Annotated in this window: 16 protein-coding genes; 11 read left to right on the plus strand and 5 right to left on the minus strand. The window is 64.0% G+C overall.

Translation table 11 applies throughout. The features are described from left to right. Positions 1–76: 76 nt before the first annotated feature. From ACFW0H_RS04370 to ACFW0H_RS04385, 4 genes are all read right to left on the minus strand, one after another. Positions 77–1,240 carry a D-glucuronyl C5-epimerase family protein gene (locus ACFW0H_RS04370; RefSeq protein ID WP_422912674.1) on the minus strand — a complete coding sequence of 388 codons (1,164 nt, stop codon included), beginning with the start codon at positions 1,238–1,240 and terminating at the stop codon, positions 77–79. Continuing rightward, positions 1,237–1,530 (minus strand): hypothetical protein, encoded by a 294-nt coding sequence (locus ACFW0H_RS04375; RefSeq protein ID WP_422912675.1) that lies wholly within the window; start codon positions 1,528–1,530, stop codon positions 1,237–1,239. Before ACFW0H_RS04375 ends, ACFW0H_RS04370 begins: the two co-directional genes overlap by 4 nt. A 359-nt stretch (positions 1,531–1,889) precedes the next feature. After that, a complete protein-coding gene (locus tag ACFW0H_RS04380; protein ID WP_422912676.1) occupies positions 1,890–2,012 on the minus strand; it encodes a hypothetical protein in 123 nt (40 codons plus the stop codon). A gap of 198 nt (positions 2,013–2,210) precedes the next feature. Next, entirely contained in the window at positions 2,211–3,113 is a 903-nt protein-coding gene (locus ACFW0H_RS04385; protein WP_422912677.1) for a LysR family transcriptional regulator, read from the minus strand. Positions 3,114–3,421: 308 nt separating this feature from the next. Between ACFW0H_RS04385 and ACFW0H_RS04390 the strand changes: the two genes are divergently transcribed. Next, positions 3,422–4,921, plus strand: a complete 1,500-nt coding sequence (locus ACFW0H_RS04390; protein ID WP_422912678.1) for a purine-cytosine permease family protein — start codon at positions 3,422–3,424, stop codon at positions 4,919–4,921. A gap of 25 nt (positions 4,922–4,946) precedes the next feature. Continuing rightward, the gene (locus ACFW0H_RS04395; protein ID WP_422912679.1) at positions 4,947–5,789 is read left to right on the plus strand and encodes a nitrilase family protein; all 843 of its coding nucleotides are present in this window, start codon (positions 4,947–4,949) and stop codon (positions 5,787–5,789) included. A 131-nt stretch (positions 5,790–5,920) separates the two neighbouring features. On the opposite strand, the gene ACFW0H_RS04400 is transcribed toward ACFW0H_RS04395, so the two are convergent. Continuing rightward, positions 5,921–6,226: a hypothetical protein gene (locus ACFW0H_RS04400; protein WP_422912680.1), complete on the minus strand. Its 306-nt coding sequence runs from the start codon at positions 6,224–6,226 to the stop codon at positions 5,921–5,923. Between the two features lie 352 nt (positions 6,227–6,578). Between ACFW0H_RS04400 and ACFW0H_RS04405 the strand changes: the two genes are divergently transcribed. From ACFW0H_RS04405 to ACFW0H_RS04445, 9 genes are all read left to right on the plus strand, one after another. Then, positions 6,579–7,088, plus strand: a complete 510-nt coding sequence (locus ACFW0H_RS04405; protein ID WP_422912681.1) for a sigma-70 family RNA polymerase sigma factor — start codon at positions 6,579–6,581, stop codon at positions 7,086–7,088. Further along, positions 7,088–8,035, plus strand: a complete 948-nt coding sequence (locus ACFW0H_RS04410) for a FecR domain-containing protein (protein WP_422912682.1) — start codon at positions 7,088–7,090, stop codon at positions 8,033–8,035. Before ACFW0H_RS04405 ends, ACFW0H_RS04410 begins: the two co-directional genes overlap by 1 nt. Before the next feature lie 67 nt (positions 8,036–8,102). Beyond that, complete coding sequence (locus ACFW0H_RS04415) at positions 8,103–10,523, plus strand: TonB-dependent siderophore receptor (RefSeq protein ID WP_422912683.1); 2,421 nt, start codon at positions 8,103–8,105, stop codon at positions 10,521–10,523. Positions 10,524–10,878: 355 nt separating this feature from the next. Continuing rightward, positions 10,879–12,255: a diaminobutyrate--2-oxoglutarate transaminase gene (locus tag ACFW0H_RS04420; protein ID WP_422912684.1), complete on the plus strand. Its 1,377-nt coding sequence runs from the start codon at positions 10,879–10,881 to the stop codon at positions 12,253–12,255. Positions 12,256–12,501: 246 nt separating this feature from the next. Then, complete coding sequence (locus ACFW0H_RS04425; protein ID WP_422912685.1) at positions 12,502–14,286, plus strand: IucA/IucC family protein; 1,785 nt, start codon at positions 12,502–12,504, stop codon at positions 14,284–14,286. After that, positions 14,279–15,496, plus strand: coding sequence for a type III PLP-dependent enzyme (locus tag ACFW0H_RS04430; RefSeq protein WP_422912686.1), 1,218 nt, complete (start codon positions 14,279–14,281; stop codon positions 15,494–15,496). Before ACFW0H_RS04425 ends, ACFW0H_RS04430 begins: the two co-directional genes overlap by 8 nt. Continuing rightward, a complete protein-coding gene (locus tag ACFW0H_RS04435; RefSeq protein WP_422912989.1) occupies positions 15,496–16,908 on the plus strand; it encodes a DHA2 family efflux MFS transporter permease subunit in 1,413 nt (470 codons plus the stop codon). Before ACFW0H_RS04430 ends, ACFW0H_RS04435 begins: the two co-directional genes overlap by 1 nt. A gap of 23 nt (positions 16,909–16,931) precedes the next feature. Continuing rightward, a complete protein-coding gene (locus ACFW0H_RS04440) occupies positions 16,932–18,812 on the plus strand; it encodes an IucA/IucC family protein (RefSeq protein WP_422912687.1) in 1,881 nt (626 codons plus the stop codon). Continuing rightward, positions 18,806–19,579 carry an HpcH/HpaI aldolase family protein gene (locus ACFW0H_RS04445; protein WP_422912688.1) on the plus strand — a complete coding sequence of 258 codons (774 nt, stop codon included), beginning with the start codon at positions 18,806–18,808 and terminating at the stop codon, positions 19,577–19,579. The genes ACFW0H_RS04440 and ACFW0H_RS04445 overlap by 7 nt, the downstream gene beginning before the upstream one ends. Position 19,580: the final 1 nt, after the last annotated feature.

Genomic DNA, 19,580 nt, shown 5'->3' on the forward strand with positions numbered 1-19,580 from the left:
AATCAGCCCCCAAAGGCTGGGCTGAAAAGATCGCGCGGGCAACTGGCTGCGCGTGGCCGGCTTGTTCGGAGTTTCCCTAGGGCGTTTTGCCCTTCTGCGCTTTAACGAATTCATTTGCCACGAGGTTGGAGAACAGCCAGCCATTATTTTGCGACTCTTTCCACTTCTCCCCGTAGGTACGGAAGTCCTCTATGCCAGTGACAGCGTGAAGCGCAATTAATTGAGAAACAATGAATGCCTGGTATTCACCGGTGACCAAGTCGAATTGATTGCTCTGCGCATATACCGACCAGTCCATAACGTCGTATTTTGAGATTTGCTTGGCCGTCGCAGTCACTCCATTTTTGAACATGGTGTGGGCAACATCGTCTCCCGTTACGCGGTAATAATCCAATACCCCAAATAATGCCCAGATATGGCCATTAAGCACATGGCTTGGTTGCTGTGCATTAGGGTATTCTTCATACCAAACCCCACCCTCGACATCCATGCGGACTCCGCCATCTGCAACTGGCCTATTCAGCCACTCAAGCGCGCGCTTTGCTCCATCCAGATATTTCTGATCATTTGTCAGTTGAAACTGACGAAGAAGAATTGATATGCCCAAACTTTGCGAAAGCCCAGATATCCATGGTGCTTTCAGATCCCTGGCAGGAATATCAGTCGTCCAAACCCATTTCCCATCCTCCTGAATCCCTAGCAGCCAATCAGCTATTTCAGAAAACCTTTTCAACGAGGGCTTGCTTCCAAATACAAGCCATGCGTTGAAGCTGGAGAGCGCACACCACTCCTTCATTGTTATGGTTTTCATGAATGCTTCGCGCTGAAACGCACTGTTGGAATTTCTTGGCGATGAATGGCAGTCAATTTCAATCATCTGTTCCACCGAGTCGTAAGGACGGTGAACATAGTAAGCGCCAAGCTTTTTCCCAGAAATGTCATCGACATTTGGAGTCATAAGAAGCTCCCGGCTAGTGGGGGCTCCGAAGCTTTTTTTGTAGCTTTCGTACCAGGCGTTTCCGCCATTTAACTCCACAAATTGCTTAACTTCAGAGTGTCTTTTATTGAGCTCTTCTTTAGTGTATTTTTGAGTAGAAAATGTATTTGAGGCTGCTCTTGTTATTATATTTTCAGGAATTTGATCTTTGCTTTCGGATGAGATTGAGATGCCAGATATCATTGTTATTGAAATGGCGATCAGGCTCTTGATAGTCCCTTTAAGGACGCTATTGAGCGTCATTTAATTGCACTCCTTTCTATTTGTGTTGGCAAAACAAATTGATCAAGAATTAAGTCCGCGAAGATCCGAAAAGGTCCCTCCCGGTTAGCTGAAATAGCGCCTTTGCTGACCCCAAGTCCGATCGCATGACCGATATGAAATTCTCTGATGCCAAGTACGCCGGCTGGCGCAAGCATACCCGGCGCGAATGCTTTCTGGCAGAGAAGGTACAGATAGTGACCTGGAGTGGACTCCAGGCGGTTATCAACGGCCAGCTTCGAACCTGGGTTGTCGCTGTGCCAGGACACCATCGTCGACGTCTGTGCCGCAAATGAATTCGACCGGCGAATGATTGAGGACAGTTGGCCTGCTCAGCGTCTCCTTAGGAGATATCCACCCAAGTTTCTCCGGTCCATATGGTACTTTGGTCCTGAAAGGGAAGGCCAGTAGGGACCTCGAAGTCCCCTAGCCGGCCGTCGGGTCTGTGACCAACGCCTTACTCGAAGGCATGACGCCGAAAGGGCAAACCGCCTGCCGGGTGTCAGCTCGTCCGCCTCGCGTAGTCGGGGAACCACGTCGCGGCTGATCCACTGGTGGATGACGCGATTCTCGGGTGTAGAAGTGGATCAGCATGACGTAGGCGCCGGATTCGCAGATCATCAGCTCCTCCTCATGGTCGCTGTGGCAGTTGTGAGATGTGCAGCCAGGCCTGGTGCCACTGGTAATCGTGCAGGTTGCGCATGGCTCGCTCGATGATCGGGATGTGATTCATCAGCCGGGCCAGATCGCTCACGGCGAACCAGGTCTCTTCGTCCAGCAGCAGGCGGTGCGGGCGCTGAGGGCCAAGTACGAGCTCTGAATGTCGGCAGGCCTGGCGCTTTCACCGTCCCCGGATGGAGACCTGCCCGCGAATCGACATCCTGATGTCCGGCGCGGCATCCGCCCCGCTCACCTCATTACCGGTGCATTGGTTGTAGGCGCGGGGTTCCCTTCAGGCGGCTTCAAACACCTCCATCAGCTCCGCCAGGAAAGTCGTCACCAGTTCGCTCTGCCGGGCGGAGTGGCGCACCGCGGCGTGGAACTGCACTTCATAGCGGAACCGCTGCGGGTTGAGCGCGCGCAGTTGGTCCAGCTCCACATGCCGCGCCGCATAGTGCTGCGGCAGAAAGCCCAGGTGCTGGCCGGAGAGGATCAGCAGGGCGGCGCCATCCATGCTGTCGGTGAGGGCGGTCAGGCGATCGATGGAGGTGGGCGCCGGCATTTCCGGCAGCGGATGGCTGGGCCAGACCCATTCGTGTTCGGCCACATCGTCGTGGCCCAAGGTGCCGACCTGTGGATAAAGCGGGTGGGAGGCGCTGCAGTAGGCCATCTGGGTTTCGCTGAACAGGGCGAAGTAATCGAGGCTGTCGAGGCGGCGCCAGAAGTAGCCGATCGCGAGGTCCAGGTGACCGTTGATGAGCTTCTCCTCGAGGAAGGACGAAGACAGTTCGGTGAACTGGAAGTACAGGCCCTGGTTGCGCGCACGCAGGCGGGCGATGGCCAGGGCGATCTTCTTGTTGGCCGCCGGGTCGATCTGCCCGAGCAGGCCGATGTTCAGGGTGCCGGTGAGGGTGCGGTTGATGTGCTGCACTTCCAGGCGAAAGCCTTCGGCGGCGGCCAGCAGACGTCGCGCCGCTTCGACGAACTGGCTGCCCTTGGGCGTCAGCGCGAAGCCGGCCCTGCCGCGCTGGCAGAGGCGAAAGCCCAGGCGGGTTTCCAGCGAGGCGAGTTGCGCGCTGATGGTGGGTTGCGAGGTGTTCAGCGCGGTCTGCGCGGCCGAGATGCCGCCGGCCTCGACGACGGCGAGAAAGACTCTGATCAAGCGGATATCCAGCTCGGATACGTTGCCCAGCATGCGGCCTCCGGTCGTGCATTACATAGAGCGCAATCTATGTGAACAGTTGGCTTGCGCTATTTTACCTGCCCGCCAAGCCACCTAGATTGCTGCTTCAGCGACGGCGCAAGACCTGCCAGGACGCAGGAAAGGGCCCAGTCGCGGGCGCGCCATCATAGGGCGCCCCAGGCAGCGTTCGCCACAGGGCCAGGGCGATGCTACCTCACCCAACATAGATGAACCCGATGTATGGCCGGGGCCGAACAGGGCCGCTGACAACATCATCACAAGAACAACAGTTCGCTCGACCAGGAGCGAAGGAGCATCCCATGTCAGGGTCCACCCAGCCCGCCCACGCGGCCGAAGCCAGCGGCGGCCTGGCCATCGAAGGCCACTCGATCGACTACATCCCCGAGACCGAGCGCCACGCCCGGCTAGGCAGCCAGGGGCCGTTCTGGTTCCTCGGCAACTTCCACTTCTTCACCATCTCCATCGGTTTCGTCGGCCCGAGCCTCGGCCTCTCTGCCCTGTGGACAACCCTGGCGGGTGCCCTGGGCATCATGTTCGGCACCCTGTTCATGGCCTTCCACGGCTCCCAGGGACCGGAGATGGGCTTGCCGCAGATGATCCAGTCGCGCGCGCAGTTCGGCTACCGCGGAGTGGTGCTGGCGTTGCTGGCGACCCTGTTCGTATTCGTCGGCTTCAACGTGGTGAACGTCACCCTGATCATCGACGGCCTGAAGAACGTCTTCGGGCTGGAGCCGATTCCGGTGGCCTGCGCGGTGATCGCCGTCGGCGCGCTGCTGGCGATCTACGGCCACGACCTGATGCACAAGGCCTTCAAGTGGGCGCTGATTCTGACCCTGCCGCTCTATGCGCTGGTGACCGTCGCGCTGATCTTCGGCGCAGGGCAGGAGGGTGCCGCCGAGCCGGCCAGCCTCGGCTTCAGCTGGGTCGCCTTCGCCACCCAGTTCGCCATCGCCGCCAGCTACAACATCTCCTACGCGCCTTATGTCTCCGACTACTCGCGCTACCTGCCGAAGAACACCAGCCGGCCCAGGCTGATCGCCGCGGTGTTCCTCGGTGCGTCCCTGTCGGGTGCCTGGATGATCGGCCTCGGCGCCTGGCTGGCGCAGCTGCTGCAAGCCTCCGATGCGCTGGTGGCGCTCGACCGGGTGGGCTCGTCCGTCCTGCCTGGCCTGGGCCATGTGCTGGTGCTGGTGTCGGTGCTGGGCTTCCTGCCGGTGATCGCACTGAACACTTACAGCGCCATGCTCACCCTGCTCACCGGAATCGACTCGGTTCGGCGCATCGATCCCACGCCCCGTGCGCGGGTGCTGTCCATCGTCTGCATTACCCTGGTTCTGTTGGCCTGCGTGCTGTCGATCCGTGGCAACGGCATATCCATCCTCAATACCTTCCTGGTGCTGATGCTCTACTTCCTGGTGCCCTGGACCGCCGTGAACCTGGTGGACTACTTCTGTGTGCGCAAGGGCCGTTATGCGATCCCGCACTTCTTCACCCCCAAGGGCATCTATGGCGCCTGGCAGTTGCGCGGCATCGTTGCCTACGTGGTGGGTTTCGTCTGCATGGTCCCGTTCTTCTTCATCTTCGATGCGGCCGCCGGCCAGGAAGTCTTCGTCGGTCCGATGGCGCGACTCCTGGACGGTGTGGATATCGCCTGGCTGGTGGGTCTGGTGGTGTCCGGCCTGACCTACTTCATCCTCAGCCGCTCGCTGGACCTGGCCGCCGAGCAACGCGTCATCGACGCCATCAGCGAGCGTGACATTCTCGCCATCGCCCGACCTGGCGCAGGCCAGGAGCTGTGAACCCGACTACAGGGAGTACCGCCCCGTGAATGCATCCACCATCAAGGTCGCCTGCTGCCAATTGGCACCGAAGATCGGCGACCTCGCCCACAACCGCCGCATCAGCGAGCGGGCCATCCGCGCGGCGGCGCTGCAGGGGGCGCGAGTCGTGGTGTTGCCGGAGCTGGTGCAGAGCGGCTACGTCTTCCACGACCTGGCCGAGGCGCTGGCCCTGGCGGAGACGCTGGACGGGCCGACCCTGCGACTGTGGCAGGACCTGGCCCGTGAGCTGGATATCGTCATCGTCGGTGGCTTCTGCGAGCGGCTGGACGAGCGGCGCGTAGCCAACAGCGCTGCCCTGGTGGACGCCACCGGCCTGCGGGCGGTCTATCGCAAGGCCCATCTGTGGGACGCCGAGAACGCTATCTTCACCGCTGGCAGCGAGCCGCCGCCGGTGGTGGAAACCGCCTTCGGGCGAATTGGCGTGATGGTCTGCTACGACCTGGAGTTCCCCGAATGGGTGCGCCTGCCGGCACTGGCCGGCGCGGACCTGCTCTGCGCGCCGGTCAACTGGCCGGACGGCCCGCGCCCGCCCATCGAACGTCCGGCCGAAGTGGTGCGCGTGCAAGCCAATGCTGCGGTCAACCGCCTCTTCATCGCCGCCTGCGACCGTCACGGTGCCGAGCGCGGGGTGAACTGGGTACAGGGCTCGGTCATCGTCGACCCGGACGGCTACCCCCTGGCCGGGCCGATCGAGGAGGGTGGCGAACAGATCATGATTGCCACCCTGAAACTCGATGAAGCCCGCAACAAGCGCATCAGCCAGCACAACCACCTGCATGATGATCGCCGCCCGGAGCTCTACGAGGTGGCTGGGCTGTTGGAGTGACTTGCCGAGGCAGGCCCCACACTTGACCCGCCGTGTGCGGCGCGCACCGATTGTGGGATCAGCCACCGCGACAGGCCCAACCGCTGGTGCGCACGGCGCACCCTACGAGGCTTCAGACTGCAGAGGGGCCCTCACTCATGGGCAGCCACATCGGCCAGGGAGGCCTGGGCCAGGCGCTGCTGTTCCTTGATGCAGAACAGGACCATATGGAAATCGGTTTGCCATTCGGACTCGCAGCGCGTTCGAATCGGGCCGCTGTAGCTGGCAACCGCCGCGGATGCCTCGCGCTGTTCCTCGAGGCAGTAGGCCCGCATGGCATCGCCGCTCCACTTCTCCAGACAATGCGCCTGGATGGTCGATTCGCTGGCATGGGCGCTGGATAGGAAGCCGGCCGCAAGGGTCGCGGCAGCGACGATCAGACGCTTTCTGTACGGCATGAGCACGCTCGCTCTCCCCTTTGAACGTCGGCCCCCCCTGGCCAACGAATGACAGGATGCAGTGATCTGAAACCCTGGATGCTGCGCTGGGAACTGCCATCAGGCATGCCCGCCAGCGCGGTAGGGGAGCAGTCTAGTACAGCTCCGCACTTTGCCCAGTTCGTCCGTCGATGACCCGATGTCCGGCCTTCAATTGGCCGCGCGCCACGCCTTGGCGTCCTTCGATTTCACCTGCGCGAAATGAGATGTGAGATTTGGGTAGCGTCGGATGTGCGAAAGGGCTTGGTTTACGGCTCTATCATTAATTAGAATCAGTCGCATTTGTGTTGTCAGACGTGCAGGCCCCTTTGACATGAACGATGCAGCGACGCCCGCGGAGAAAACTCTACATGCCCTGTACCGCGATCATCGTGGCTGGCTGGAGTGCTGGCTCAGGCGTCGCATGGGCAACGCCTGGGATGCGGCGGACTTGAGCCAGGACACCTTCCTGCGCGTGCTGGCCAGCTCCCAGCAGATCGCCGACCTGCGGGAGCCGCGTGCCTATCTGCTGACGGTGGGAAGGCGTCTGCTGAGCAATTTCTACAGCCGGCGCAGCCTGGAAGAGGCCTACCTGGAAGCCCTGGCGCAATTGCCCGAGGAGAGCGTGCCGTCTCCCGAGCAACGCTGGCTGCTGCTGGAAACCCTGCAAGCACTGGACGAGTTGCTCAACGGATTGCCGGCCCTGGTGCGCCGGGCGTTTCTATGGAGCCAACTGGAGGGGCTGGGTTATCGGGAAATCGCCGAACGTTTGCGCGTGTCGGAGCGCACGGTCAAGCGTTACATGGCGCAGGCCTATGAGCATTGCCTGCTGGTGGACCTGTGATGCGCCAGGATCTGTCCAGCAATGCCCGTGAGGTGGCGCGCGCAGCGGCGCGCTGGCTGGTGCTGCTCGAATCCGGTACGGCCAGCGAAGACGATCATCGCCGCCTGCAGGACTGGCGCAACAGCGACAGCAGCCACGAAAACGCCTGGCAGAAGGCGCAGCACTTGCGCCAGCGGTTTTCCGACGTGCCGGCAAACCTGGCGATGGCCACCCTGGACCGCCCGGACCTTGCACGGCGCGATGTACTCAAGCGCACCCTCGGGGTTGCCGCACTGGTACCGGCCGCCTGGCTGCTGGGCCGGGAACTGCCGCTGGATGTCTGGCGAGCCGATCTGCACACCGCAATCGGCGAGCGCAAGCAGTTCCCCCTGGCCGACGGCAGCCTGCTGCTACTGAACACCGACAGTGCGGTCAACCTCGACCTCGCCGCCCGCCAACTGACCCTGGTGCGTGGGGAAATTGCGCTCAAGGTCCCGGCAAGCGTGCCGCTGACCATCCAGGCGGCCTACGGCCGCATCATCGTCAGCCGTGGCGAAGTCTGCGTCCGTTTCGATCAGCAGGATTACCGGGTATCGGTGGTTAGCGGTTCGGTGCGGTTGCATCCGCTGCACGGTCCGCTTCTGGACCTTGGCGAAGGGCAACAGGTCAGCCTGCGAGCGACCGGCGCCGGCCCTGTCGCAACCTTCGACGCCCGGGAACCCGGTTGGCGCGAAGGAGTGCTGGTGGCGCACAACCAGCCATTGGGGGACTTCCTGCGCGAGCTCGGTCGCTACCGTCCCGGATTGCTGCGCTGGGACCCGGCGCTGGAAGCCTTGCGCGTCACCGGCAGCTTCCGCCTCGACAACACCGATCGCGTGCTCTCGCTTTTGGCGGCCAGCCTGCCGGTGGAGGTGCATTCGCGCACGCGTTTCTGGGTCACCCTGGTCCCTCGAAAAAATACTGCCTGAAGGCTGTCCCTTTTTTTCGCGTCGCCTGTCATCACTGGCAGATAAATGAAAATGAGAGATTTTATCAATGCCAGCAGTATTGCCTTTCCGTTTGCTCCCGACGTCGTCCGGCCTGCGCCCGTTGATGCACCTGGGACTCATGATGACCTTGAGCGCGAGCCCGCTGTTCATCCCGACAAGTTGGGCGGACGACGCCGCACGCCGCAGCTACCAGGTGCCAGCCGGCAGCCTGAGTGCCGCGCTGACCCGCTTCGCCGGCCAGGCGGGGGTCAGCCTGTCGGTGGACCCGGTGCTGGTCAGGGGGCGCAGCAGTGACGGACTGTCAGGCGAATACGGGGTGGAGGAGGGCTTCGCCCGGCTGCTGCAGGGCTCCGGCTTGCAGCTGCAGCCGGTGGGTGACCAGGCCTACATCCTCTCCCCGGCCGCGGACGGCGCCGGCATGCAGTTGCCCAGCACGTCGATCCACAGCGTCAGCGACCAGGCGACCGACCAGGTGTACGCCGGTGGCCAGGTGTCCCGTTCCGGCTCCCTGGGCATGCTCGGCAACCAGGACTTCATGGACACGCCCTTCAGCATCACCTCCTACACCAAGGAAACCCTGAAGAACCAGCAGGCCCGTACCCTCAACGACGCCGTGGCGGTGGATCCGTCGGTGCGTTCATCCAACCCGGCCGGCGGACGCTTCGAACAGTTCACCGTGCGCGGCTTCAGCCTGTTCAACAGTGACGTGTCCTACGGCGGTCTGTACGGCATCCTGCCGACCTATGCCATCGACATGGAAATCGCCGAGCGCGTCGACATCCTCAAGGGGCCGAGCGCGGTGCTGAACGGCATCGCGCCGCGCGGCAGCATCGGCGGCGGCATCAACATCGTGCCCAAGCGCGCCACGGACGAGCCGATCACCGAGGTCACCGGGCTCTTCGCCTCGGAAAGCCAGTTCGGCGGCGCGGTGGATGTCGGCCGCCGCTTCGGCGAGGAGCAGCGCTTCGGCGTGCGCTTCAACGGTGTGCAGCAGGACGGCGATACCGAATGGGACGACCAGGCCGTCAAGCGCGAAACCGGCGTACTCGGCCTGGACCTTCGCGAGGAGCGACTGCGCCTGTCCCTGGACATCGGCCACTCGAAGCGCCATGTCGACGCACCGCAGGAGCGGGTGGAGCTGGCCGCGGGGGCCAGGGTGCCCGATGCCGACGACATCGACGACAACTTCGCCCAGCCCTGGACCTTCTCGAACACCAAGGACAGCTTCGGCGCCCTGCGTGGCGAGTACGACGTCAACGAATCGCTGATGGTCTACGCCGCCTATGGCGCGCGCAAAGGCAACTACAACTTCCTGCGCCACGGTGTGCAGAACACCCAGGACAACGGCAACTTCACCCTGGTGCCGCGCACCTTCCGCCGCGATGAAGATGTGAAGACCGCCACCGTCGGCGCCCGCCAATGGTTCAGCACCGGCTCGGTCAACCACACGCTGAACCTGAGCCTGAACCGGTTCGACATGGATTTCGACAACGCCGGCGAGCGCTATCTGCGCAGCATCGGCAATATCTACAACCCGGTGGATATCGCCCCGCCGGGCCGGCCGAACCGTTTCGACGACAGCACCCACACCGAAGACCGTTTCACCAGCGCCGCGCTGGCCGACACCCTGGGATTGTTCGAGGATCGCCTGCTGGTGACCCTCGGTGCCCGCCTCCAACGGGTGAAAATCACCAACTGGACCAACGGCGTCCGCGATCAGGAGCAGAACGACGAAACCGACACCTCGCCGCTGGTGGGCGTGGTGTACAAGGCCACCGACGAGCTCTCGCTGTACGCCAACTATGTGGAAGGCCTGACCCAGGGCGAAACCGCACCCTCCACGGCCAGCAACGCCGAGGAGATCTTCCCGCCGTTCACCAGCAAACAGGGCGAGATCGGTGCCAAGTACGACCTCGGCGACTTCGCCCTGACCGCCGCCGTATTCCGTATCGAGCAGCCGGCCTACCAGTTCGACAACCAGAACACCTTCAAGCCCAACGGCGAGCTGACCAACCAGGGCGTGGAGCTGAACCTGTTCGGTGAACCGCTCGAAGGCTTGCGTCTGCTGGGCGGCGTGATGTTCCTCGACAGCGAGCAGAGCGACACCACCAACGGCGAATTCGACGGCAACGATGGCACCGGCGCGCCGGAGGTCAATGCCAACCTTGGCGTCGAATGGGACATCCGGGCCGTCCAGGGCCTGACCCTCACAGCTCGCGCGATCCACACCAGCTCCCAGTTCCTGGACCCGGCCAACGAGCAGAAGATCGACAGCTGGGAACGCTACGACCTGGGCGGCCGCTACGCGTTCAAGCTGGGCAGCAGCCCGGTGACGCTGCGCGCCACGGTCGAGAACGTGCTGGACAAGACCTACTGGGCCTCCGCCGCGACTTCGTCCGACAGTGCGGCGGGCCTGACCCTGTCAACCCCCAGGACCTGGCTGGTTTCGGCAACCGTGGGTTTCTGAGGCTGCAAGGCAAAGGTGCGCCACAGGGAAGGGCGCATCCGACCTGATTGAACATGACTCTTTAACGACCACGGAAGAACTTGTTCGTTATTACCTGAAACTTGAATTGCACTCTCCTGAATAAGCCTATTGCTCAATTACGGCAACTAAAAGCTGTATGTGTCATGGCAATGGCATGGCTTGTTCATATCACTCCTGATGGAACTACCAGGTTTATCAACCAGGCTGTCTGCGTGTGCGCGTTGTATTTGTTCAATTCTCCCGTATGTAAATTTTTAAATAATCGGCAATAACCTGTTGCATTGGTTTGCTAATGAGAATAATTTGCATCTCAATTCTTAACGAGGGCAAACGGATGTTGAATGATGGCGTACTGCGCACTGAACCTCTGGAAAAAACCAATGCTGAGTATCTGCTTCGACAAAGCAGGTTCGAGTCGAACGTGCGCAGTTATCCGCGCAAGTTACCCCTGGCGATCGCCAAGGCGCATGGCGTCTGGGTGACGGACGTCGAAGGCAGGACCTACCTGGATTGCCTGGCTGGCGCGGGCACCCTGGCCCTTGGCCACAATCACGAAGCGGTGATGGCCAGCCTCGACAGCTTCCTGGCCTCGGGCCTGCCGATGCATACCCTGGACCTGACCACTCCGGTCAAGGACGCCTTCAGCGAAAGGCTGCTCAGCCTGCTGCCGGGCCAGGGCCGAGACTACTGCCTGCAGTTCTGCGGGCCGTCCGGCGCCGATGCGGTGGAGGCCGCGCTCAAGCTAGCCAAGACCCATACCGGGCGCAACACCATCATCAGCTTCTCCGGCGCCTACCACGGCATGACCCACGGCGCCCTGGCGCTCACCGGCAACACGGCCCCCAAGGACGCCATCGCAACGCTGATGCCGGGCGTGCAGTTCCTGCCCTATCCCCATGAATACCGCTGCCCCCTGGGGCTTGGCGGAGAGGCCGGGGTCGAGGCGCTGACCCATTACTTCACTCAGTTCATCGAAGACGTCGAAAGCGGTGTTTCGTTGCCGGCAGCCGTGATCCTCGAAGCCGTGCAGGGGGAGGGCGGGGTGAACTGCGCACCGGTCAGCTGGTTGCGCCGGATTCGTGAGGTGACCCGCGAGCGCGGCATTCTGCTGATCCTGGATGAGGTCCAGGCCGGCTTCGCCCGCACCGGCCGGATGTTCGCCTTCGAGCACGCCGGGATCGAGCCGGACATCATCGTGATGTCCAAGGCCGTCGGCGGCGGGCTGCCCCTGGCGGTGCTGGGGATCCGCCGCGAGTTCGACGCCTGGGCGCCGGGCGGCCATGCCGGGACCTTCCGCGGCAACCAGATGGCCATGGCCACCGGGCTCGCGACCCTCGAGGTGCTGCAGCGGCAGGACCTGGCGGCCCAGGCCGAACGGCGGGGCCTGTGGCTCAAGGAGCAGCTGGAGTCGTTGCAACAGCGCTATCCGGCCCTTGGGCAGGTCCGAGGGCGCGGCCTGATGCTGGGCATCGAGATCGTCGACGAGCGCCGCGCGTCCGACCGCCTGGGCAGCTTCCCGATGGACCCGACCCTGGCCGTCGCCATCCAGCAGCACTGCTTCCGGCAGGGGCTGTTGCTCGAACGGGGTGGCCGGCAGGGCAATGTGATCCGCCTGCTGCCGCCGCTGATCATCAACGACGAACAATGCCAGCAAGTCATCAGCCGTTTCGAAAGAGCCGTGGCCGCGGCACTGCTGCAAACCCGTTCTTGAAGTTTGGGCGCGCTAATAATGCATAGCGATCCAGCAAGAGAGTGCTGACATGGAAGTTGAACTTTCATAGAGCCTGAGCGCCCTGTTCCGGGTGTTCGAAAAAACTTTATCAATTGGTAACAAGCAATCCATTGGGTGGCTGAGGAAGATCAGCTGCGCGGGTGATTATTGGCAGTTTTTCGCGGCGGATATGTTTGTCGCGTATCAACTTCCCAGGTAATTCCAGCGAGCTGCTATGGAGCAAAGATGAATATTCCCGATCGCACCGTTTTATCCAGAGTCGTGAGCGAATTGGCGACCACGCGCGCCTTGCTCAATTGCCTGATAAAGGAATTCGCCCTGCCAGAGAACTGCCTGCGTTATGCATGGCCGGAGGATATGACCGGCATCGCACCTGGCTGTTATCTGGAAGGGCTTGAGTGGAAGGGCATTCCCCTGTCGATCAACCTGCCGAACCAGCAGCAGTTTTTTGTCATGGTGGACCGGCGGGACCGTCTCGGCAGCCACCGTTACCTGTCCGACGTGTACGCCCGGCACGGCCAGGAAACCTGGCGCTGCCTGGCCTTTGCCGAGTTCGTCGAGCAACTGCTCGGCGCCTGCGAGCACATGACCCGGGCGAGCAATGACGAACTGCTGGACCAGGTGCTGCAAAGCCAGCTGCTGACCGCGGCGATAGTCGCCCACAACATGGACGGCCAGCGCCCGGCGCCGCTGAGCGGTTATCTGGCCAGCGAGCAGGGGCTGTGGTTCGGTCACCCCAACCATCCGGCGCCCAAGGCGCGCCTGTGGCCGGCGCACCTGGCCCAGGAGACCTACGCCCCGGAATTCCAGGCGCAGACCGCGCTGCATCTGTTCGAAGTGCCGCAGCGCGGCCTGCGGGTCACCGCCAACGGCCTGAGTGAAGAGCAGGTCATGGCCGGCTTCGCCGACCAGCGCCGGGCGCGTCCGGGCCACGCCATGATCTGCATGCACCCGGTGCAGGCGGAGCTGTTCATCCAGGACCGGAGGGTCCGGCGTCTGCTGGAACAGGGAGAGATCGTCGACCACGGCGCCAGCGGGCCGCTGGCCAGCCCGACGGCGTCGATGCGCACCTGGTACATCGAGGACCACGATTACTTCATCAAGGGCTCGCTGAATGTGCGCATCACCAACTGCGTGCGCAAGAACGCCTGGTACGAGCTGGAAAGCACACTGATCATCGACCAGTTGTTCCAACGCTTGCAGCAGACCCGGCCGGACACCCTCGGCGGGCTGGCGGCGGTGGCCGAGCCGGGCTCGATGAGCTGGGCGCCGCCGCAGGCCAGCGAAGCCGACGCCCATTGGTTCCGCGAGCAGACCGGGGCGATCCTGCGGGAGAACTTCTGCCGGCGCACCGGTGCCGAGCGCAGCGTGATGGCCGGCACCCTGTTCGCCCGGGACATCCATTCCCGGCCCCTGGTGCATGACTTCCTGCGGGGCTGCAACGGTGGCGAGCTCGACGACGAGCAGCTGCTGGACTGGTTCGACCAGTACCAGACGCTGTTGCTGCGCCCGGTCCTGGCGCTGTTCTTCAACCACGGCGTGGTGATGGAACCGCACCTGCAGAACAGTGTGCTGATCCACGACCAGGGCCGGCCGCAACAGGTACTGCTCCGGGACTTCGAGGGGGTGAAGCTCACTGACGAGCTGGGCATGGCGCAGATCGACGTCGGCCTTCACCCGCGGGTCCGCCAGTCGCTGCTCTATTCCCGCGCCCAGGGCTGGAGCCGCATCAGCTACTGCCTGCTGATCAACAACCTGTCCGAAGCGGTGCTGGCCCTGAGCTGGGAACGCCCGCACCTGGCGCCGGCGATGTGGCAACGGGTGGAGCAGCAATTGCGGAGTATCCGCAGCGAACTGGTCTGCCCGGCGCCGGAGCTGGACGCGCTGATCGCCGGCCAGCCGATCGCCTGCAAGACCAACCTCAAGGTCCGGCTGGCGGCCAAGGCCGATCGCCAGGCCGGCTACGTCAACCTGAGTTCGCCGTGGAGCGAGGAGGCCCGCTATGGCTAAGTTGCCTGCGGCGGTCCTGGCCGCCATCGACGAAGCCCGCGCCGGCAGTGCCGACCCGCTGGCGGTCTTCATCTACGACCTGGATGCCTTGCAGGCGCATGTGCGCCAGGTGATGGCGGCGCTGCCGGCCAGGGTCGAGCTGTACTACGCGATCAAGGCCAACAGCGAAGCGCCGATGCTGGCGGCCCTGGCGCCGCTGGTCAGCGGCTTCGAGATCTCGTCGGGTGGCGAGATCGAGCGGGTGGTGGCCTGCCCGACGCGCAAGCCCTACGTCTTCTCCGGTCCCGGCAAGCTGGACTCCGACCTGCGGGCGGCGATGGCCCACCAGGTGGAAGCCATTCACCTGGAAAGCCTCAACGAGATCGATCGCCTGCAACGCCTGGCCAATGACGCCGGGCGGGTGCAGCCGGTGTTCATCCGCATCAATCCGCAGCTGCCGCCGACGCTGTCGAGCAAGCTGGCCATGGCCGGCACCGCCACGCCGTTCGGCATCGACGAGTCGGAGCTGGCCGAGGCGGTGCGGCGGGTGGACCGGGCCAGCCACCTGAGCCTCAAGGGCTTTCATGTGCATGCCATGTCCCATCAGCTGTCGGTGGAGCGTCACGAGAAACTGCTGGACTTCTACCTGCGGCGTTGGCCGCAGTGGCGAGCCCTGGCGGCCTACCCGGCGCAGCTGACCCACCTGAATGTCGGTGGCGGCATCGGCGTCGATTACCTCGGCGGCCGGCAGTTCGACTGGCAGCGCCTGTGCGCATTTCTGGAGCGGCGCCTGGCCGAGCTGCGCGATGCACCGGTGCTGCGCTTCGAGCCGGGCCGTTTCATCAGCGCCTTCTGCGGTTACTACGTGATCGAGGTGCTGGACACCAAGCGCAGCCACGGCGAGCACTTCCTGGTGTGCCGCGGCGGTACCCATCAGTTTCGCCTGCCGGCGGCGCAGGGCCACAGCCACCCGCTGATCCACCTGCCGCGCAGCCGGCGGGCCGCGGAGTCGCCCGAGCAGGCCTGGACCGTGGTCGGCCAGCTGTGCACGCCCAAGGATGTGCTGAGCCGCTCCCAGCCGCTCAAGGGCGTGGGCATCGGTGACCTGCTGGTGCTGCCCATGGCCGGCGCCTATGGCTACAACATCTCCCACGCGGATTTCCTCTGCCACCCAAGGCCGGCGCAGCACTTCCTGCAGCGGGGCGAGTTGCTCGCGGGAGCGGCGCTGTGATCCAGGCACCCCGCAGCTGGGTGGTGGTCAATGTGCTGCTGGGCACGCTGACCGTCAGCCTCAACAACAGCTCGCTGAACCCGGCGTTGCCGGCCTTCATGAGCGTCTTCGGGATCGGCCCGCTGATGGCCACCTGGATAGTCGCGGCCTTCATGACCAGCATGGGCATGACCATGCCGTTGACCAGCTATCTCAGCCAGTGGATCGGGCGAAAACGTCTGTACCTGTGGGGCGTGGCGCTGTTCATCGGCGGCTCGCTGCTGGGGGCGCTGGCCGACTCCATCGCCCTGGTGATAGTCGCGCGGGTGGCGCAGGGCATCGCCAGCGGGCTGATGATCCCGCTGTCGCTGGCCATCATCTTCTCGGTTTATCCCAAGGACGAGCGGGGCCGGGTCACCGGCCTGTGGGGCGCGGCGGTCATGCTCGCCCCGGCCATGGGCCCGCTGTGCGGCAGCCTGCTGCTGGAGTGGTTCAGCTGGCGCTCGCTGTTCCTGATGAACGTGCCGATCGGGGTGCTCGCACTGCTGATGGGCTTCGCTGTGCTGCCGGCCTCGGAGCCGGCCGAGCGCAAGCCCTTCGACCTGTCCGGCTACGTGCTGATCGCGTCGGGCGTCGGCCTGCTGATGATCGCCACCGGGCGCCTGCATCACGCCGAAGGGCTGACCGATCCGCTCAACCTGGGGATGTTGCTGGCAGCGCTGCTGTGCCTGGTGGCCTTCGTCCGCGTGGAGCTGGGCCGGCAAGCGCCGCTGCTCAACCTGCGCATCTTCGCACTACGCGGCTACCGCTTGAGCGTGATCATCGCCGTGGTGCAGTCGGTGGGCATGTTCGAGTGCCTGGTGCTGCTGCCCCTGCTGGTGCAGACGGTGCTCGGTTACAGCGCCATCTGGACCGGCCTGGCGCTGCTGTGCACCGCGGCCTTCGCCAGCCTGTTCGGACGTTTCGGCGGCAGCGCCCTGGACCGCCACGGGCCGCGCGCCGTGGTCTCGCTGGGGCTGCTGCTGACGGGCGCCTCGACCCTGGCCCTGGGCTTGCTCGAAGCCGATGCCGCCATCGGCCTGGTGTTCCTCCTGATGATGGTGCGCGGTGCCGGCCTGGGGCTGTCCTACATGCCGGTGACCACTGCGGGGCTCAATGCCTTGCCCGAGCCGATGGTCACCCAGGGGGCGGCGATGAACAACATCTCCCGGCGCCTGGTGTCGGCCCTGGCCATCGTCATTGCCTCGCTGTGGCTGGAGTTCCGCCTGGCCGCGGCCGGGCTGGAGGCGCAACAGGCCGCCACGCCCTTGGCCATCAGCGAGGTGTTCGTGGCCACCGGCATCCTGATCCTGCTGGCATTGCCCTGTGCCTGGCGCTTTCCCCAATCCGAGGAGGCGGCGCCGGCTGTGCCTGCCGCCTTCGAACCCCGATAACCCTTCTTCTACAAGGTATGAACATGGCGACCCCACTACAGGCCACAGCCCAGGCTGCGACCGCGACTCCCCACGCTTTCAGCCCGGCTGCCTGGCTGGCCACGATCGATGCTCCCGTCCATGAAAAAGTGCAGCAGCGGGTGGTCGGCCAGCTGTTGCAGACCCTGCTGTACGAGGCCGTGCTGCCTTACCACAGCCAGCCGTTGGAACACGGCCAGCAGCTGTTTGTCGTGGTCGGCCGCGATGGGCAGCAGCAGCGGGTGGAGTACCGCTGCAAAGGGCTGCTCAGCCACAGCTTCGAGCTGATCCGCCTCGACCCGCTCAGCCTGGAGCGCGTGGACAGCACGGGTGAGACCAGCCTGCCGGACCTGCACCAGGCTCTGGCGGAACTGCTCGGCGACTACGAGGACAGCCCGCACCTGGGGCGTTTCATCCAGGAGCTGGAACAGACCCAGCTCAAGGACCTGCAAGCCCGCAGCCAGGGCTACCAGGCAGACCGCCCGGCCCACGAGCTGGATGTGGACGCCCTGGAGCAGCACTTCATGGATGCCCACAGCTATCACCCCTGCTACAAGTCGCGTATCGGCTTTTCCCTGGCGGACAACCGCGCCTTTGGGCCCGAATTCGCCACGCCCATAGCCGTGGTCTGGCTGGCGGTGGCCAGGTCCCTGGCGGCAGTCAACCACTCCCGGCACCTGGATTTCCCGACCTTCATCCGGCAGGAGCTGGGGGCCGAGCGCTGGCAGCAGGTGGCCCGGCAACTCGCCAGCCAGGGCCGGTCGATCGACGACTTTCAGCTGCTGCCGGTGCACCCCTGGCAGTGGGAGAACCAGATCGTCCCGACCTTCTACCCGGAGCTGGCCAGCGGTGAGTTGATCCACCTCGGCACCTCGGATGACCTGTACAAGGCCCAGCAGTCGATCCGCACCCTGGCCAACGCCACGGCCAGGGAGCGGCCCTACGTCAAGCTGGCGATGAACATGACCAACACCTCAAGCACCCGCATCCTCGCGCGGCACACGGTGTTGAACGGGCCGATCATCACCGACTGGCTACAAGGGCTGATCGCCAGCGACAGCACCGCCCGCAGCCTGGATTTCGTGATACTCGGCGAAGTCGCCGGCGTCAGCTTCGACTACCCGCAGCTGCCCGAGTCCCGTGGGCCCCAGGCCTACGGCAGCCTGGGGGCGATCTGGCGCGAGAGCATCCACCAGTACCTGAAGGCGGACGAACAGGCGGTGCCCTTCAACGGCCTCAGCCACGTCGAGAACCGCTACGGCACCGGTGAGCAGAAGCCATTCATCGATGCCTGGATCGGCCGGTACGGCCTGCTGGCCTGGACCCGCCAGCTGTTGCAGGTGACCGTGCCACCGATCATCCACATGCTCTACGCCGAAGGCATCGGCATGGAGTCCCACGGCCAGAACATCGTGCTGATCGTCAAACAGGGCTGGCCGCAACGCATCGCCCTGAAGGACTTTCACGACGGCGTGCGCTATTCGCCGGCGCACCTGGCGCGTCCGGAACTCTGCCCGGAGCTGGTACCGCTGCCGGCCAGCCATGCCAAGCTCAACCGCAACTCCTTCATCCTCACCGATGACGTCAACGCGGTCCGCGATTTCTCCTGCGACTGCTTCTTCTTCATCTGCCTGGCGGAGATGGCGATCTTCCTGCGCCAGCATTACCAGCTGGACGAAGCGCAGTTCTGGCGGATGACCGCCGAGGTGATCCTGGCCTACCAGGACGCCCACCCACAGCACTGCGACCGCTTCGGCCTGTTCGATGTGTTCGCACCCAGCTACGAGGTCGAAGCGCTGACCAAGCGCCGCCTGCTGGGTGACGCCGAGCGGCGCTTCAAGTCGGTGCCGAACCCGCTGTATGTCTACAGGCCGCAAGCATGCTGAGAATCAACCAGCTCAAACGCAAGCTCGGCGCCGGGCAGGCGGTGTACGGGGTGATCAGCTCGATTCCCTCGCCAGCGGCCATCGAACTGATCGCCGAAGCGGCTTTCGACTTCGTGATCATCGACATGGAGCACGTGCTGATCAATCCGGAAACCGTGGAGAACATGATCCGCACGGCAGAGGCCTACGACCTGACACCGCTGGTACGGGTGGCCGACCTGAACCCGAAAACCCTGTTGCGCCTGCTCGATGGCGGTGCCCAGGGCATCGTCCTGCCGATGATCGAATCCCCCGAGCAACTGGCGGACGCCATCGCCGCCTGCAAATACCACCCGCTGGGCCGGCGCAGCCTCAACGCCGGACGCCCCGGTGCCTTCGGCAAGAACAGCCTGGCGCAGTACGTGGGCCGGGCCAACGAAGAGACCCTGCTGGTGGCCATGATCGAAAGTGCCGAGGGCGCCCGACGCGCGGCCGAGATCGCCGCCGTGCCGGGCCTGGACATGATCCTGGAAGGCGCGGCCGATCTGTCGCAGTCCCTGGGCGTGCCCTGGCAGATCGACCAGCCCGCGGTGCAGCAGGCGCTACTCGATACCTGGCAGGCCGCCTCTGCCGCCGGGGTGCCGTACTGCGCCCTTCCGCGCCAGGCCGGCGACCTTGGCCGCTGGCGCGCCCGCGGGGTCAAGGCGTTTGTCCTGGGCGACGATCGCGGCATTGCCTTTCGCGCCCTCCAGGCCAGGTTGGCCTCTCTTTCTGCAGAAGGAAACTGAT

The sequence above is a fragment of the Metapseudomonas cellulosilytica genome, assembly GCF_049334135.1.
Taxonomy (GTDB): Bacteria; Pseudomonadota; Gammaproteobacteria; order Pseudomonadales; family Pseudomonadaceae; genus Metapseudomonas.